The sequence below is a fragment of the Winogradskyella flava genome, from assembly GCF_014243395.1.
GTDB lineage: Bacteria > Bacteroidota > Bacteroidia > Flavobacteriales > Flavobacteriaceae > Winogradskyella > Winogradskyella flava.
In genome coordinates this window covers 603,313-619,289 of the sequence record NZ_JACLCP010000002.1, presented here as the reverse complement: position 1 = coordinate 619,289, position 15,977 = coordinate 603,313, and the positions used below count along the sequence as shown (strand labels likewise).

General features: G+C 33.6%; 15 protein-coding genes. 3 read left to right on the top strand and 12 right to left on the bottom strand.

Translation table 11 applies throughout. The annotated features are described in order from the left end of the window. Positions 1–55 precede the first annotated feature (55 nt). The 4 genes from H7F21_RS09950 to fahA form a co-directional block, all read right to left on the bottom strand. Positions 56–403: a hypothetical protein gene (locus tag H7F21_RS09950; protein WP_185789115.1), complete on the bottom strand. Its 348-nt coding sequence runs from the start codon at positions 401–403 to the stop codon at positions 56–58. Positions 404–478: 75 nt separating this feature from the next. Next, on the bottom strand, positions 479–1,102 hold the full coding sequence (locus H7F21_RS09945) for a response regulator (RefSeq protein WP_185789114.1): 624 nt from the start codon (positions 1,100–1,102) through the stop codon (positions 479–481). A gap of 39 nt (positions 1,103–1,141) precedes the next feature. After that, positions 1,142–3,958 (bottom strand): sensor histidine kinase, encoded by a 2,817-nt coding sequence (locus H7F21_RS09940; RefSeq protein WP_185789113.1) that lies wholly within the window; start codon positions 3,956–3,958, stop codon positions 1,142–1,144. A gap of 88 nt (positions 3,959–4,046) precedes the next feature. Beyond that, a complete protein-coding gene (fahA, locus tag H7F21_RS09935) occupies positions 4,047–5,339 on the bottom strand; it encodes a fumarylacetoacetase (protein WP_185789112.1) in 1,293 nt (430 codons plus the stop codon). A gap of 113 nt (positions 5,340–5,452) precedes the next feature. Here fahA and glyA point away from each other — a divergent pair, with 113 nt between their 5' ends. Continuing rightward, entirely contained in the window at positions 5,453–6,727 is a 1,275-nt protein-coding gene (gene glyA / locus H7F21_RS09930) for a serine hydroxymethyltransferase (RefSeq protein WP_185789111.1), read from the top strand. Between the two features lie 21 nt (positions 6,728–6,748). Here glyA and H7F21_RS09925 read toward each other — a convergent pair whose 3' ends face one another. Both H7F21_RS09925 and H7F21_RS09920 read right to left on the bottom strand, forming a co-directional pair. Then, positions 6,749–7,432 carry a LytR/AlgR family response regulator transcription factor gene (locus H7F21_RS09925; RefSeq protein WP_185789110.1) on the bottom strand — a complete coding sequence of 228 codons (684 nt, stop codon included), beginning with the start codon at positions 7,430–7,432 and terminating at the stop codon, positions 6,749–6,751. Beyond that, complete coding sequence (locus H7F21_RS09920) at positions 7,432–8,463, bottom strand: sensor histidine kinase (RefSeq protein WP_185789109.1); 1,032 nt, start codon at positions 8,461–8,463, stop codon at positions 7,432–7,434. The genes H7F21_RS09925 and H7F21_RS09920 overlap by 1 nt, the downstream gene beginning before the upstream one ends. A gap of 195 nt (positions 8,464–8,658) precedes the next feature. On the opposite strand from H7F21_RS09920, the gene H7F21_RS09915 reads away from it, so the two are divergent. Both H7F21_RS09915 and H7F21_RS09910 read left to right on the top strand, forming a co-directional pair. Continuing rightward, the gene (locus tag H7F21_RS09915) at positions 8,659–9,600 is read left to right on the top strand and encodes a DUF5694 domain-containing protein (RefSeq protein ID WP_185789108.1); all 942 of its coding nucleotides are present in this window, start codon (positions 8,659–8,661) and stop codon (positions 9,598–9,600) included. Beyond that, positions 9,597–10,838 (top strand): hypothetical protein, encoded by a 1,242-nt coding sequence (locus H7F21_RS09910; protein ID WP_185789107.1) that lies wholly within the window; start codon positions 9,597–9,599, stop codon positions 10,836–10,838. The genes H7F21_RS09915 and H7F21_RS09910 overlap by 4 nt, the downstream gene beginning before the upstream one ends. A 26-nt stretch (positions 10,839–10,864) precedes the next feature. On the opposite strand, the gene H7F21_RS09905 is transcribed toward H7F21_RS09910, so the two are convergent. From H7F21_RS09905 to H7F21_RS09880, 6 genes are all read right to left on the bottom strand, one after another. Further along, a complete protein-coding gene (locus H7F21_RS09905) occupies positions 10,865–11,431 on the bottom strand; it encodes a hypothetical protein (RefSeq protein ID WP_185789106.1) in 567 nt (188 codons plus the stop codon). Positions 11,432–11,458: 27 nt separating this feature from the next. Beyond that, a complete protein-coding gene (locus H7F21_RS09900; RefSeq protein WP_185789105.1) occupies positions 11,459–11,953 on the bottom strand; it encodes a hypothetical protein in 495 nt (164 codons plus the stop codon). A 21-nt stretch (positions 11,954–11,974) separates the two neighbouring features. Continuing rightward, complete coding sequence (locus tag H7F21_RS09895; protein ID WP_185789104.1) at positions 11,975–13,561, bottom strand: right-handed parallel beta-helix repeat-containing protein; 1,587 nt, start codon at positions 13,559–13,561, stop codon at positions 11,975–11,977. Positions 13,562–13,641: 80 nt separating this feature from the next. After that, positions 13,642–14,406: a hypothetical protein gene (locus H7F21_RS09890; protein WP_185789103.1), complete on the bottom strand. Its 765-nt coding sequence runs from the start codon at positions 14,404–14,406 to the stop codon at positions 13,642–13,644. An 82-nt stretch (positions 14,407–14,488) separates the two neighbouring features. Further along, complete coding sequence (locus tag H7F21_RS09885; RefSeq protein ID WP_185789102.1) at positions 14,489–14,878, bottom strand: acyl-CoA thioesterase; 390 nt, start codon at positions 14,876–14,878, stop codon at positions 14,489–14,491. 9 nt (positions 14,879–14,887) lie between these two features. After that, the gene (locus H7F21_RS09880; protein WP_185789101.1) at positions 14,888–15,916 is read right to left on the bottom strand and encodes a glutaminyl-peptide cyclotransferase; all 1,029 of its coding nucleotides are present in this window, start codon (positions 15,914–15,916) and stop codon (positions 14,888–14,890) included. Positions 15,917–15,977 lie beyond the last annotated feature (61 nt).

Sequence of the window (15,977 nt, the reverse complement as noted above, 5' to 3'; positions counted from 1 at the left end):
AACTATATATGGCACTCTTTCTACTTAAGAACTAAGCATTAACTATAACCAAAACCTATTCTTCCTCTTCTAAATCAATAATAATGAAATGACCTTGTGTAATGCCATCCATATTGGTGACCGAATAATTAACTCCGATTTGTTTTATCTTATCTCCATCAATGTTTCCGCATAACCCTTTAATTTTTGTTTTTAAAAACAAAGCTCCGGTATTTGGGTTTAATTTTAGAATATCACATGGTTCTTGCGAATCAATTTGGAAGTAAATTGCTTCATCGCAATTAGGCGGTAAGTAGCCTATTTCTGTATCAGTTAAATTTTTAGTACTGGCGTTAGGACTTGTGAAAGCGAACAATAAACAACCAAATAGTAACAATGCTGTTAATACAACTGATTTTTTCATAATGTATTTATTCTGATTAATATGAGATAAAATTAGGTTGTAAATGCACAGTTTGGTTTACCCAAAAGGGTAGTTTTACAGCAAATTTTCCTTATTAGCTTTTTGTACAGCTTCAATATTAGAATTGACTTGAAGTTTTATGTAAATATTCTTTAAATGGAATTTAATGGTGTTTTTACTAATAAAAAGCTTTTCTGCAATACTGTCATAACTATTTCCCTCTGAAAGTAGAGTGAGTACTTCTTTTTCGCGTTTTGATAGTTCTATTTTACTAGGTTTTTTTTGAAATGAACTTACAACCATTTTAGCAATTTTTATGCTCATCGGGGCACCGCCGGCGATACTCTCGTTAAGTGCGTCTGTAAGCTCTTCTGGTTTAAGATTTTTTGTTAGATAACCAGATGCACCTGCACATAAGGCTTCAAACACAATATTTGAGTTTTCATAAACTGTTACCATTATGATATTAGCCTTTGGAAAGATTTCTTTTATGGCCTTTGTGCCTTCAACACCGTTAATGCCAGGCAATTCAATATCCATTAAAAAAACATCTGCGTTATCATATTTTATGCGCTCAATGGCTTCTTCACAGTTATCATAACGACTAATCACTTCAAAATTGTCAGTAGAATTAATTATTTCCTCAAAGCCCTCGCTTAGAGGTATGTTATCTTCTATAATTACTACTCTGTGTCTCATGCTAACAAAAATAAAGTTCTATTAGCGATGAAAACTACCTTATGAGGTGGTTTTTCCAATAAAATAAATAACTGTACCATTATTATCAGATTCTATTTTGAGCCGTCCACCTATTTTTTCAGCACGTACTTTCATGTTTAATAAGCCATTTTTAGATGTAAAGTCTTTCTCGCTTATACCAATGCCATCATCTTTACATTCAATAATCAACTCATTATGTGTAAGCTGAAACTGCATAGTTACCTTATTACATTTAGAGTATTTCATGGCATTGGTCATAGCTTCCTTGAATATATAAATGAGCTGTTTGCTCCAGTAGTAAGGTAATTTGATATTTGATTTAATATCATTTACAAGCACAAACTTAATTTTGGTTTTACTGTAATAATCTTCACCAAAATCAGATAAGTAAGTAGCTAGCTCCTCAAGATAATCACTATTGGCTTTAAGAGAAAATATAAAGTCCCGTGTGCCATCATAAAGTTCGTTGGAATCCTGTGTAATTTGTTTGATTTTGGATTTTATCTTAGAGTCGTTAATAGAAGCCTCTCCACTTACAAGATTAGATAGTAAAGAAATGCGCGCGAGTTTGTTGCCTAAATCGTCATGAAAATCTTGAGCAATGGCATCTCTCACTCTAGAGAGTTCTTGTTCTAATTTTACTTGAGTGTCAAATGCCCGCTTTAAACTTGTGTTTTTTTGTTTGCTCTTTTTAAGCTGATTAATGGTACTAACAACAATCAAACCTAATACAATAAATATTATTAAACTACCAAAATACCATTCTTTATACCAAGGTAACTTAATTTGGAAGTTATAGATTTTTGAATAGCCCCATTTTCCATCCTGCTTTTTTGCACGAAATTGCAGCTGATACTTACCTTTTTTATAGTTGTTAAAATCAAGATAACCATTAGGAGATGTTAAGTTTATCCAATTATCATCTAGCTTATATTCACAGAGTAAGTCATTAGAACGGTTATAGGAAATAATATCGTAATTAAAAATTAAAGCATCTTTACTAATATTAATTATTGGTGGTGATTTTAGTTGTAATTCATTGGTGTTATCTATTAACGAAATTCCTTTATTTCCTCCAATCCATATTTTATAGGTTTTATCTTCAAAAATAACGTCAACAAAAGGAGATGCTAATGCATTTTTTTGGGATATGTTAAGAAAACTGTTGTTGTTATAAACGGAAATACCTTGTTGGGTCCCAATCCATAAATGATTCCTATGATCCTTAAACAATGTGTTTATGGAATTATTGACCAAACCATTTTTTTTTGTAAAATGCTTAATTTCACTATTTGCTATTATGCTTAATCCTTTGTTAGTACCTACCCAAAGTGTATCTTTTGTTTTTAAAAATTTAGTTATTTTATTTCCCAATAACTTTTTATTAAGAATATCTTTTTTAATTAGCCTTTTTGACTCTAAATTAAAATAAAAAGCACCCAAGTTTGTTGCAAGCCAAAGCGTATCCTTATAAAAAGTAGCATCATATATCGTCTTTTTATCAGCAGATACGCTCATTTTAAGTTTTGGTATTCTCAAACTATCTCCATAGTGCATTATTCCAATAGAATCTACACTAAACGTTTTATATGCGATAATGTGCTTAAATATATTTTCATTTAACGCATCTTCATGATACAATGAGTTTACAACTATCGATTTGTTCTGCTTTAAAATACTCTTACCAATACCTTTTAGTCTATAAACTTCATTTTTTGATGTATTTATTTTAGTAATGTAATTTGGTGTTAAAATATAAACGTCATCTTCTAATTCAGTAATGCCTTTAACCAATAATTCATTTAATAGATTATTATCAAATTTGTTGATTTTAGATGACGTCCTTTCCACACACAACAATCCATCACCATATGTTGAAATCCAAATGTTACCCTCATTATCTTCTAATACATTGGATATTGTGGACTTGATGTTCAATAGTTTTTTAAAATTGATTTTATGATCAAAGTTTGAGGAAAACAAATGCACATTTTTAAAGCCTTTGTTATCTGATGTCAAAACCAAATATTCCTGAGCTTTGGTTCTTTTTATTTTAACAATAAAAGGATTATCGATACAAAGTTTTTGCTTATTTAAAATCTTGTGCGTGTTAAAAATATATACCGAATCTTTTTGAGATGCTATATAAAGATCATTATCTATTTTTTCAATACTGCTGATAACTTTATCATCTAAAAAAGTGAAGATCGGTTTTAGCTTTAATGAATCATTTAGTTGATATATACCTTTAAAAAATGTGTCATTTGGGTTGGTCAGTGTATGATTGGTTAAGACCAAAATAGAATCCAATTCAGAGACATAGCCATTATTAATTTCTGTACTATCGGTTTTGAACATTTCTTTTTTTTCTACATCTGATAATAATGTGCTTTTAAGAAACTTAAAACTGCTCTTCTTTTCATAAAGCAAATTCCCGGAAATTGATGGTGATATAATGTAATTTTTATGTGTATAAACGGTGTGGATTTTATCGATAGAATCATTATTTATTCTAGGTAAAATAACGCTATCATTTTTTATGAAATGTAGTCCACCTCCCCAAGTTGCTAATGCTATATTTTCAGAACCATCTTCTGTAATATCTATTACATAATTTGTTCTCAAGCCATCATCAATAGTGAAATTTTTAAAAGATTGACCATTAAATTTAGACAATCCATTATCAGTTCCTATCCAGATATAGCCTTTACTATCTTGAAAAAGACCATAAGTTACATCATGGGGAAGTCCATCTGCGGTTGTATAATGCTTTATATTATTTTGAGAAAATCCAAAACAAGTAATTAGTAAGGATATTAGTAATGGTTTACTCATTTATAGCGCAAATTATGAAGATACAAAATCGTTAAATGCAAAAACCTACCCAATAAGGTAGGTTTTATAATAGTATATAGTGTACATGTTATTTCTTCTTCTTAGGATTAAAAACGGGTAACAACTGTGTTTTTACCTGTCCAAAGCCTATACGCACGTCATCATTTTCGCAATAACCACGCATCACGACTGTATCATAATCATTGATAAATTTACGTTCTGTACCATCTTTTAATTTGATAGGTTTGGAACCTTTCCAAGTCAATTCTAACATAGAACCATAAGAATCTTCCGTCGGACCAGAAATAGTGCCACTACCCATCATATCTCCAGAATTTACAGGACAACCATTAACCGTATGATGCGCTAATTGTTGCGACATATTCCAGTACATGTGTTTAAAGTTAGTTTTACAAACCGTAGTTTCTTTTCCGCCTTTAGGAATAATACCAGCTTCTAAATGAATATCGAAGCTGTGTTTTCCCTTAGTTTGCAAATACTCCAAAGGTTTTGGATCTTGTTTCGGGCTTGCCACTCTAAACGGTTCTAAGGCATCTAGTGTAACAATCCAAGGAGACATTGAGGATGCAAAATTCTTGCCTAAGAAAGGCCCTAATGGTACATATTCCCACTTTTGGATGTCTCTTGCCGACCAATCATTAAAGACCACTAAACCGAAGATATATTCTTCCGCTTCTTCTACAGGAATGGGTTCGCCCAAATCATTAGCATCTGTAGTAATAAAGGCCATTTCCAGTTCAAAATCTACCAGTTGACTTGGCCCAAAAACTGGTGTTTTCGCACCTTCAGGTAAGGTTTGCCCTTGTGGTCTGTGAATTGGTATATGTGTTGTGATTATAGACGAACTACGTCCGTGATAACCCACAGGTATATGTAACCAATTTGGCATTAAGGCATTGTCTGGATCTCTAAACATGGAACCAACATTGGTCGCATGTTCCTTACTAGAGTAGAAGTCCGTATAATCACCAACATGCACTGGCATTTGCATTTCAATCTCATCTAGTCGAAAACAAATAATTTCTTTATGCTTGGTATTATTTTTTAGTACATCGTTATTAGCATCAAAGATCTCAGCCACACGATTACGAACCGCTCGCCATGTTTTACGACCGTCAGCAATAAAATCGTTTAGGGAATCTTGTAAAAAGATATCGTCCGTTAACGGAATGCCATCAAAATAACCTAATTGATGTAAAGCACCAAGGTCAATGGCTGTGTCTCCAATTCGGGTTCCTATGGTGATGATATCCTCTCTAGTTAAGAAAACACCAAAAGGAATATTCTGAATCGGAAAATCAGAGTACTTATTAACGTATAACCAAGATGTTCTATTTGGATTATTGGCTGATAATGGCATATTGCTGTTGTTGATTAAATGTTCATTAATTTCTATTCAAACCTACATAATTTTTAATATTAAAACTAATGTAATTCGTATTTTTGATGCTCATTTAACATAAGCTATTATTTATGCAACGCGACGCACAAATTTTTGAATTGATTGGAGCCGAAAGAGAACGCCAAACCGATGGTATAGAATTGATTGCCTCCGAGAATTTTGTTAGTGACCAAGTGATGGAAGCTACAGGTTCTGTTTTAACCAATAAATATGCTGAGGGGTATCCTGGAAAACGATATTATGGTGGCTGCGAAGTGGTCGATGAAGTGGAGCAGATTGCTATCGATAGGGCAAAAGCCTTATTTGGTGCAGCGTATGCAAACGTACAACCACATTCTGGAAGTCAGGCTAATACGGCGGTGTTTCATGCCTGCTTAAAACCTGGAGATACCATTCTAGGCTTCGATTTGTCCCATGGTGGCCATTTAACACACGGTTCTCCTGTTAATTTTTCTGGACGATTATATAGGCCTACATTTTATGGTGTAAAAAAAGATACAGGTTATATTGATTACGATATGTTAGCTGATCAAGCTCAAAAAGAGCAACCAAAACTCATTATTGCTGGTGCATCGGCTTATTCTCGTGACATTGATTTTGCAAAGTTCAGAGAAGTAGCAGATAGTGTTGGTGCGGTTTTATTGGCTGATATTTCTCATCCTTCAGGATTGATTGCAAAAGGTATATTGAATGATCCAATGCCACATTGCCATGTTGTGACGACGACGACGCATAAAACCTTAAGAGGTCCGAGGGGAGGCATGATAATGATGGGTGAGAATATTGATAATCCATTTGGCATTACACTAAAAAGCGGTAAGCTTCGTAAGATGTCAGGTTTGTTGGATTCTGGAGTATTCCCTGGAAATCAAGGCGGTCCTTTAGAGCATGTCATTGCCGCCAAAGCAATTGCATTTGGTGAAGCATTGACCGATGAATTTATGCACTACATGCTAAGAGTGAAACATAATGCCGATGCTATGGCAAAGGCGTTTGTTGCTAAAGATTATCACCTTATTTCTGGGGGAACGGATAACCACATGATGTTAATTGACCTTAGAAATAAGAATATTACAGGTAAAGACGCGGAAAATGCCTTGGTAAAAGCAGATATCACAGTCAATAAGAATATGGTACCGTTTGATACGGAGTCGCCATTCGTAACGTCTGGCATTAGAGTAGGTACGCCTGCGATAACCACTAGAGGATTAAATGAAAACGATATGAGTTATGTGGTGGATTTAATTGATGAGGTTATCAATAACCATGATAATGAAACTGTTTTAGAAGGCGTTGCTGAAAAAGTAAATGAACTTATGGGTGGAAGGCCTTTGTTTAATGCTTAATATTTAAGGCAATCATCAAACTTATTTATTGTTGATTTTCTTCCAAAATGCATCCTTATAAGTTGCGCCTATTGGAATATATTCGCCATGCATAACGATGCGATTGCGCTCAATAAATTCAATATGTTCTAGGTTAATGATGTAAGATTTGTGAACTCGTATGAACTTGTTGTTAGGGAGATCTTGCTCAAATTCTTTCATGTTTTGCAGCGTAAGGACTTTACCATTTTTTGTTTGGATGACGACGTAATCGCTTAGACCTTTTAAATACAAAATATCAGAAAAGAATAGTTTTTGATGACGATATTCGGTCTTAACAAAGACGTAATCCTCGTCCTTGGTAGTTTCAGTTTTTGAGTTTTTGTTTTGCACTTTTTCTAAAGCCTGCAAAAAGCGTTGAAAGGTAATAGGTTTCAATAAATAGTCTACCGCATTAAGATCATAGCTTTCTAAAGCATATCCGGAATAGGCTGTAGTAAAAATAACTTTAACTTCAGGACTGATGATTTTTTTGAAATCGACACCCGTAATTTCTGGCATCTGAATATCCAAGAATAAAATATCTACCGGCGTGTCTCTCAATAATTTTAGAGCTTCTAGGGGATTAACGAAAGATCCGATGAGTTCTAAATTTTCAATCTTTGAAACATAAGATTCAAGCAAATCAATGGCTAAAGGTTCATCATCAATAATAATACAAGTCATTACAATGGAATTTCGAGTTGTGCTTTAAATATTGAGTTTTCAGCTTTACATAAAAAAGAATGTTCATTAGGAAATAATAATTCCAAACGTTTTTTAAGATTATCTAAACCTAATCCACCGACTTTATCTTTTTTCTTTTCTTCAATTTCGTTGACAACTACATATTTTAAATGCGAATTATCAATGAATAAATTAATTTCTATGGGTTGTGATTTACTGTGTAACTTTCCATGTTTAAAGGCATTTTCAACAAAAGGTAACAATAAAAACTGTGGTACTTGAATTTGTTTTGTTAAACCCTCGATATTGAGTTTAATAGTTGGCGCTTCTTTGTGCCTAATACTCTCCAAATCTATGAAATTTCTTATTTGGGAAATTTCGTCTTCTAAAGACACCACAGTTTTAGTGTTATATAAAGAATAACGCAATAATAAAGACAATTTCTCTATGGCACTCAAGGCCTTATCCGAATCTTTATGTACCAAAGCATAGATGTTATTAAGCGTATTGAATAAAAAGTGCGGATTGGTCTGAGAACGCAATAAATCGAGTTCCATACGTTGGTTCTCTAACAATAGCTGATTATTGCGCTCATCCTTAAACTTTGAGTATTGCCAGAAGTAAAAGATTATGCCTAGTGCACAATATTGAAACACATAGTAGAAGTTGTCCAACAAGTAATAAGACATCGAAACATCCTTTCTATAATTACCAAAACCAAAAAGATGTCTAAAAAGAATTTCTTCAATTAGATATCGTAAGCCAACTAGCATTATGGCGCAAATAATTATGGCTAGCAAATTACTCCAAAACGGTTTTTTATGATGCCACTTGTAAAAAATAGAGTAGGAAGAAAGTGTGTATAAAAAGAATATAATTCCTACTGATAGTGTTAACGCAATTATATGAGGTTGGGTGTGGTAGTCAATGGCTTTAGAAATGGAATCTGCATCTATGATGTCTCCAATAACATCAATGACTAGATAATAGACTATAAACCAAATACTAAGTTTTTTGATATCGTATTTCATAAATGCGAAACTAAAGAAATATACCTAACGATATAAAAGGTATCTATGAACCCCTAATTTTTATCTGTCAACTTTAATGTTGCTTAGATTTGCCTCGTTTCTAAAATTTGACAGATGTATTTATTGACTTCACAGATTCTCTTTTTAAATGTTATAAAAGTATTAGAATTTTGAAGCATAAATAAATTAAACATCATGAGATACATTTCTAAATTATTGTTAGTCTTAATACTGATTCAGTGCAACATTACCTCTGCACAAGAACAACAAGAAATTCTTATTGTTGGCGATATGCATCAATTGCCTGGTATTGTAAAACGCGCCTACAAACCAATGGTGAAAAAGATTTTAAAGTACGAGCCTCAACTGATTATGGGAGAGTATGCCAAAGCAGGCGATACAGCGGCGATGGGAGAATGGAATTCTAGATTTAAAGAGGCGTATCTTAAGGCAAAAGATTCTATTTTCTTTAATGAGGAGGAGATAAGAACGTTAATTACTACTCCTAATAGATCGTTGGATAGTTTAGACTTTAAAAAACTACAAGCCTACTATTTAAGTATGGGTGATCAAGCCAATAATAGAATGTATAGATATTTTGCAAGACACGGTGCTACTGAAAAGTTTAAGCCCTATGGCAATCAGAATCCGGATTTGACTTTTCAATTAATGAGGCAGCTTAATTTGAAAATAATTCATGGTGTAGATAGTCATAAGGGATATGCTGGTTATTGGCCTGCATGGCAGCGTGCTTTGAAAACGGGAACAAAAGAAGGTCAAAAAGCATTTAAGAAAGCACTGCGACAAGATAAATGGGGAAATATTTTTGCTGGAGTCTCAGGTTCATTGGGGAGATACATGAATAAACCAGAGACATTAGATGCCTATTATAGAATAAACTCGTTAAGATATAGCGGTTTTAGCGGTGAAGATTATGAACTTCAGATGAAGAAATGGGACAATCGAAATGTAGCTATGGCCAAGAATATATTAGAAGTATTAAAAAATAATGATGTAAAGCGCAGTGTGTTAATTGTTGGGTCAGGCCATGCAAAGGCTGTGAGTGAAGAATTGAAACAATTAGATCCTAATCTAAAGGTGATCATGTACCATAGCATTAAAGAACATATAAAATGAAAAGACTCTCACTAGTATTAGCCATCTGTTTGCTATGGGTTGCTGTTAACGCCCAAGATAGCTTGGCCATGAAGCATTTAGAACCCTTTACGTATACATTTGATATTAAGGATGGAAAGTTAAAAGGAAAAGGAAAAACGTTTCTAACACAAGAAATGGCGAGTGCGCAGTTTACCATGTTAGGCGAATACCATGGTTCTAGTCGTATTTCTGAATTTACAAATACCATTATCCCAATCTTGGATAGCTTGAATTATAAAACTATGGTGTTGGAAGTCGGTCCTATAACTGGGGAGATTTTGAACTCATTTGAAAGCAATATTGAGGCAAAACTAAAAGCCATACATAATAAATACCTCACTAGAGCTGCTGATGGTTATGTGAACACAGCTATTCCGTTTTTTGATAATAAGGAAGATGCTCAATTTTTGCAGACGGCAAAAGATAGGTCATGGCATATTTTTGGTATAGATCAAGAATTTTTTGATAGCTATATTATGATTGCTGATCTCATGTTTAACAATTTACCCAACACTTTACAAAAGAAATATCAATCGCTTTTTGAAGATTCCAAAAGTGAGTTGACACAATTCTATAAAGATGATGAAGAAGATAAACGTGATTTTGTAGTAGCAATATCCAATTCTGAAAAGATAGGCAAGTTTTTAGATGCTATGAGCTTGGAGGCCAAGAATTCAGAGGTTGTAGAAGCTCTAAAGCGCACAACGGCTATTTATTTATTGTATTCTCAAAGACAATGGTACGAGAATAATTTCACACGGATAAAGTATATGAAATCACAGTTAAAGAAGGGGCTGGATAATTTGGACTTTAATCTTGGAGAGGATAAACTCCTCATCAAAATGGGAGGCTACCATATGTCCAAAGGGTTTTCGCCTTTAGGCCTTTATGAAGTTGGTAATACATTAAATGAAATAGCCGAATTCAATGGAAACACTGCATTAAATATAGGTTTTATGACAAGATATTATCTGGAAAATAATGCGTTGAAAGATAATTCTGATTCAGAAAATAAGTATTACAAAAATCATAAAGCCTTATTAGAAATGGGCAAGGAAAACCAATGGGTTGTCATAGATTTAAGACCATTGATTAAAGGCTTTCATTATTATCCAAAACAATTTAATCTCAATAAGCCATTGGTTAATTTGATTGAGCGTTATGATTTATTGGTCATTCCTAAAGTGGAAGTGGAGGGCACTCCTAATTACGATTAAGTCTTGAACTTATTGGAATTTAAGGCTTATCTATTTTTTAATGGAATGGATATGCCAACGGCAAACGCACCTACATATTGTTCTACCGACGGCTGAAAATAATATGTGAAACCTAAATCGATATTGTTATTACGTCCTAGTTCTAATCCAAAAGCAAATGGAATATGATAGATGAGCCCATTCTTTTCAATGTCTATTGTAGAGGTAAGTGTTTCGTATGTTCCTATGGATGCCCCAATGCCAAGCTCAATATAGGGAGCAACCCAACGTATAGGTGCTCTAACTCTAAATTTCCCTCCCATTAAAAAGGCTTTTGTTTCAGCTTTTTCGTCTGTAGGGTTATCATTAAGATCTTCACCGTCAGAGCTTGTGGTGATCATTCCAACATAAGGTTTTAATTCTACCCAGGCAGCCAGTTGCATAACATATTCGCCTTGGAGAAAGAAACCTGTATCTCCAATTTCATCTTCACTTTCATATGGTGAGCTAATTCCAAAACCTATTTGAGCATTAATGGATTTTTCTTTGATGAATTGGGCATGAGTTAAATTCGTGATTAATACAGCAAGTAATAATACCAATGTGTTTTTCATAAAAAGAAAGTAGTATTTTAATTCAATTTAATTTAATGGGTTGTTGTTTTTAAGGTACTCACCCAAGAGGGCTTTTCCTGCTTTTTCTTCAAAATTTTTATTGAATACAAAGAGGTCCCAAAACCAAACGCGTTGCGCAATTTTTAAATCTATTGTTCTTTTAGTGATAGTTCCATTTTGTATTTCGTCAAAACGAAACAAATACTGATCTGGTAATATGACAGGTAATTGACCAATTGTAAGCATAGAAATGGTTAGGGGTTGTCCACAAACAAAAGATTTTTCAATAGGGTAGAGTTTGACTACCACATCTGCGTAATTACTATCTTTTACAATTTGAAATATATTTGAATTGCTAAATATTTTCAATTCCTTTTTAAGAGAATCGTTGATTATATAGGCATTTCGTTTTTGACTATTATTTTCAATGTTTCTATATGCTTTTGGGTATACTTTGTAGGAATAGCAAGAACAACAACATATTGTTAAAATTCCAAGAATTATAAAACTTGCTTTCTTCATAATCAACAAGGGTAGCCGATATTAGTCTTCGTCAAAAACAACACTCTCGTAAGCACCCGCATCAGGAGAAGTTGCGCGAGATACGTTAAGAATATCAAAAGGGACTTGACTAGCAAAAATTGCACTACCTAAACCATTAGCACCAGAATCTTCACCAATGCGCATTAAATTTTCAAAAGGATCTTCAAAATCTGGATCTTCATTAAAAACATTGCCTTCGTAGAACATTGGATCATCAATTTGATAATTCCCTGTGTTGAATAAGTTAGGATTTAAACGTAATAAGCAATTTGTGAATTTATAATTGAATACAGACCCCTCGTCCTCCAATAGAAATTCAGGGTTGTCATTACCGTAAATGATACAGTTATTGAAGTTAGCTGCGGTTAGATCATTGGTAAAAACGGTATTATTTTCATCTACAATGAAGTCATTTAAGAGTAGGGCAGGAAACTGTCTAAAACTACTGTTCCAATAATTGGCGATGGTACAGTGTGTGAAATTATACTTTCCTCCAAAGGTACCAGCAAAGGAAGATTGTCCAGAATTGTTAATCACCACATTCTCTGCTAAAATAGATGTAGCTCTTCCGAGAATTCCAAAACCACTAGAATTGTAAATCTGGGAATTGGTAATGGTCAACTTATCATTGGATGTTGCTTGGTCGCCTTCAGATAAAACTCCGATCGTTGCATTTTTTATGGTTGTATAATTTATAGTGTTGTTTTCACTGCCGTTAAACAACCAAATGGTTCCCCATTGCCCTGGCACATCTTGAAAAATGGGTTCCAAGCGATCCCCTTCAAGAATGACCTCATTTTCTAAAGCTTCTTGATCTGTACTGAGCGTTCCATTAATATTTAAAGAACCACCATCAGTGACAATAATGCCAGAATTGGCATGAAAATGAACACGCGTACCAGCTTCAATGGTTAATGTTTTTCCTGCATCGACTCCTGCATAGCCATAAATTACATAAGGTTTTTCATTGGTAAAGGTAAGTTCGTCATCCTCTAAAAACCGTCCTTGTAAAGTGGTTTCGTCTGAAGTTCCATCGCCATCCACATCAAACGTTAGGGTTTCAATAATACCAGTATTTTCATCTCTATTCGGATAAATAAATATGGCATCTTTGACTAAAGTCACCAAGTCTACATCTTGCTGGTTATTACCAGAATCAAATAATATACGATCCGTATACAGAAATTCATTAGATGGTATTGGATCTGAACTTGTATTATATGTGGTTTCAATAAAAATGAAAAGACTGTCTTCCGCTAAAATTTCGACATCTTCAAAAAAACGACCTTCTTGAGCTGTACCGATGACATTATCACTTCCTGTACTACCATCGACATTGAGTCTGTAAAAAGAACTTGTACCACGTTCTAATTGAATTGTTGGTATAACAATATCGTCATCACTGCGATTGTATACTTTTAAGGTGTATGTGCTCGAACCAATATCTGTAAATATAGTGTCTAGATAGACCGTATCTCTCTCAAACCTGAGTTCGCCAGTGCTTGGAGAAAATTCGAAATCTTTTCGGCAAGAACTCCAAAACAGTAATACCATAAAACAAATAAGGAATGACAGCGATCGCTTCATAAACAAAATAATTTGGCTTAAAAATATAACTTTTGAAGTTATGATTTATTATGAAACGACGGAATTATATCTATTCTTCTTTAGTCTTTGGTCACTTTTTCTTCACCATATTCCTCAAGAAGAATTAAAAACAGTTGGCTGTTTAAAACGAGCTGCTCAAGGAGTTCCATCTTTTTATCGTCCTTTAGTAACTCCGAGCTGATGCCCTTTGCGGAACAAAAATCATAGAATAATTTGACTTGGTTCTTTGGAATTTCTAGATCTTCCGTAACTAAACGTTTATTAAAAAAGGAACTGTTGCTAAATAAGGAATCCACTTGCCTGTAAGTGGCAGGTTGATAAACAGGTGCTTTATATTTCTTGCTTTTAAACAGTTTGAGTGCTAAATCAATTAAATAAAGAAAATTAATACCATAGGTCGCCACTTCTGGCTGGTAGAGGTGCGGATTACGTTTTATATCTTCTTTTATAAGATTTTGCAAGTCTTCATTATATACTTCTTCTTCAAAAACAGGTTGTTCAGGTTCTGATTTCACCTCAACTTCATCTAATTCGTTGGTGATTTTTTTAATTTCAAATACATTGATGTCATCAAAGTGCAATTGGGTTACAACTATTAATTTTGGATGGTAAAAAACAGATTCAAAGGAAATTGTATCATTGACTATGGCTACAATACTAAAATCACCATTCTTGTCCGTAACCGTGAGTCTATTTTGGGTCTTGTTAAGTACCTTGATGTCCTTTACTATAGATTTAGAATCATATACTTTTCCTTTTAAGCTTTGTCCAAAGCTATAAGAATAAACACCGAATAAGAAAATTGTAAAAAAAAGTAATCGCATAAAAGATTGATTGGTGCGATAAAGAAAAGACTTTGACCTGACACTCCTGAATACATTAAAAAAACTTTAACCTAAATAAATGTTAATCAAATAGCTTGGCTATTTCAGGTGTTATTCGCTTTGGTCGCTTGGTTTTAGTACTAAGCAGACACCATTTGGTTATGGATTTTACAATAAGCTTGTCTGTAGTTTTATTTATAAATTCTACAATACGTTCTGATGTAATGCCTTCTGATCTGGTAACATAAGTTTTAACAAGCAACTGGTCTCCCAATACGGCTTGACTCTTATAGTCAATCTGATGATTTACCAATACCCAAAAGACATTATCTAAAATACTGTTAGTTGCATTTTGCAACCAATGTGCTTCTGCGATGTCTTGTACCCATTGGACATAGCGTACATTATTGACATGGTTCAGTTGATCTAAGTCATCTTTTGAAACTACGATTGTTTTCTCAAAAATTTGCAAAAGCCTTGATTAACGTTTCTTAATTTTCACTTCAAAAAGTTTATCCCAATTTTTACCTGTAACAAAAATGGTCTGACGCTCTGGATGGTAGGCAATGCCATTTAGTACATCCAATTCATCATGCTGTTTTACAAGTTTCCTAAGAGGTTTAAAATCTATGACGCCTTCTACACCACCTGTTTTAGGATTAATTATAACGACGCCATTACGCTGATATATATTGGCAAATATCTTACCATCAATCCATTCGAGTTCATTTAGAGCAGGAATCTTACCTTTCTCTGTGTAGACCTCGATATGACTTTCTTCTGTAAGATTATCAGGATTTAGTAACCATACTTTTTCAGTGCCATCAGATTTATATAAGTTTTTGCCATCATTACAAAGTCCCCAACCTTCTTTACTTGTTCCATAATTAAAAATACTTAACCGCTCAAATGAATCGACATCGTAAACAAAACCGCGTTTAGCTTGCCATGTCAACTGATAAATTTTATCATCGAGAATGGTAAGCCCTTCTCCGAAATATTGATTTTCTAGATCAATATTTTTTAGTATTTCCCCAGTTTCAAAATTCACTTTTCTGAGTTTAGATTCACCTTTTTGTCCCGTACTTTCAAACAACTCACCATTATAAAATTCTAAACCTTGGGTATATGATGTAATATCGTGAGGATAGGTGTTTACTACTTCGTACGAATAGATTGTTGGGATAATATTATTGTAAACTTTTATAGGCCTGGTTAATGTTTCAGTTTTATCATCATAGTTTACCGTTGCCGTTATTGTTTTCTCTCCAAGCGTAATGTCATTTAGTACGGTATTCTTGTCTATTGGTTTGCCGTCCAATTGATAGCTAACATTAGTTATATCAAGGTTTTTGGGATTGGTTATCGACAGATTAAGTGTGTCTCCAAGCATCAAAGATTTCTCTTTTGTATCGATTGATAAACCTGTTTTTTTGGACGTATTAGTATCTCCACAATTTATTAAAATAAGGCTTAAACAAAAGAGAATTACATATTTAGATAACTGCATAGGATTTAAAAGATTTTTGAGCAAGTTATTAAATAAAATTCAGTTTAAAAATCATTGTTTA

Bases quoted from the DNA above. Each gene is read 5' to 3' on its own strand.
- H7F21_RS09950 (WP_185789115.1), bottom strand. From the start codon at position 403: ATGAAAAAATCAGTTGTATTAACAGCATTGTTACTATTTGGTTGTTTA.
- H7F21_RS09945 (WP_185789114.1), bottom strand. From the start codon at position 1,102: ATGAGACACAGAGTAGTAATTATAGAAGATAACATACCTCTAAGCGAG.
- H7F21_RS09940 (WP_185789113.1), bottom strand. From the start codon at position 3,958: ATGAGTAAACCATTACTAATATCCTTACTAATTACTTGTTTTGGATTT.
- fahA (WP_185789112.1), bottom strand. From the start codon at position 5,339: ATGCCATTATCAGCCAATAATCCAAATAGAACATCTTGGTTATACGTT.
- glyA (WP_185789111.1), top strand. From the start codon at position 5,453: ATGCAACGCGACGCACAAATTTTTGAATTGATTGGAGCCGAAAGAGAA.
- H7F21_RS09925 (WP_185789110.1), bottom strand. From the start codon at position 7,432: ATGACTTGTATTATTATTGATGATGAACCTTTAGCCATTGATTTGCTT.
- H7F21_RS09920 (WP_185789109.1), bottom strand. From the start codon at position 8,463: ATGAAATACGATATCAAAAAACTTAGTATTTGGTTTATAGTCTATTAT.
- H7F21_RS09915 (WP_185789108.1), top strand. From the start codon at position 8,659: ATGAGATACATTTCTAAATTATTGTTAGTCTTAATACTGATTCAGTGC.
- H7F21_RS09910 (WP_185789107.1), top strand. From the start codon at position 9,597: ATGAAAAGACTCTCACTAGTATTAGCCATCTGTTTGCTATGGGTTGCT.
- H7F21_RS09905 (WP_185789106.1), bottom strand. From the start codon at position 11,431: ATGAAAAACACATTGGTATTATTACTTGCTGTATTAATCACGAATTTA.
- H7F21_RS09900 (WP_185789105.1), bottom strand. From the start codon at position 11,953: ATGAAGAAAGCAAGTTTTATAATTCTTGGAATTTTAACAATATGTTGT.
- H7F21_RS09895 (WP_185789104.1), bottom strand. From the start codon at position 13,561: ATGAAGCGATCGCTGTCATTCCTTATTTGTTTTATGGTATTACTGTTT.
- H7F21_RS09890 (WP_185789103.1), bottom strand. From the start codon at position 14,406: ATGCGATTACTTTTTTTTACAATTTTCTTATTCGGTGTTTATTCTTAT.
- H7F21_RS09880 (WP_185789101.1), bottom strand. From the start codon at position 15,916: ATGCAGTTATCTAAATATGTAATTCTCTTTTGTTTAAGCCTTATTTTA.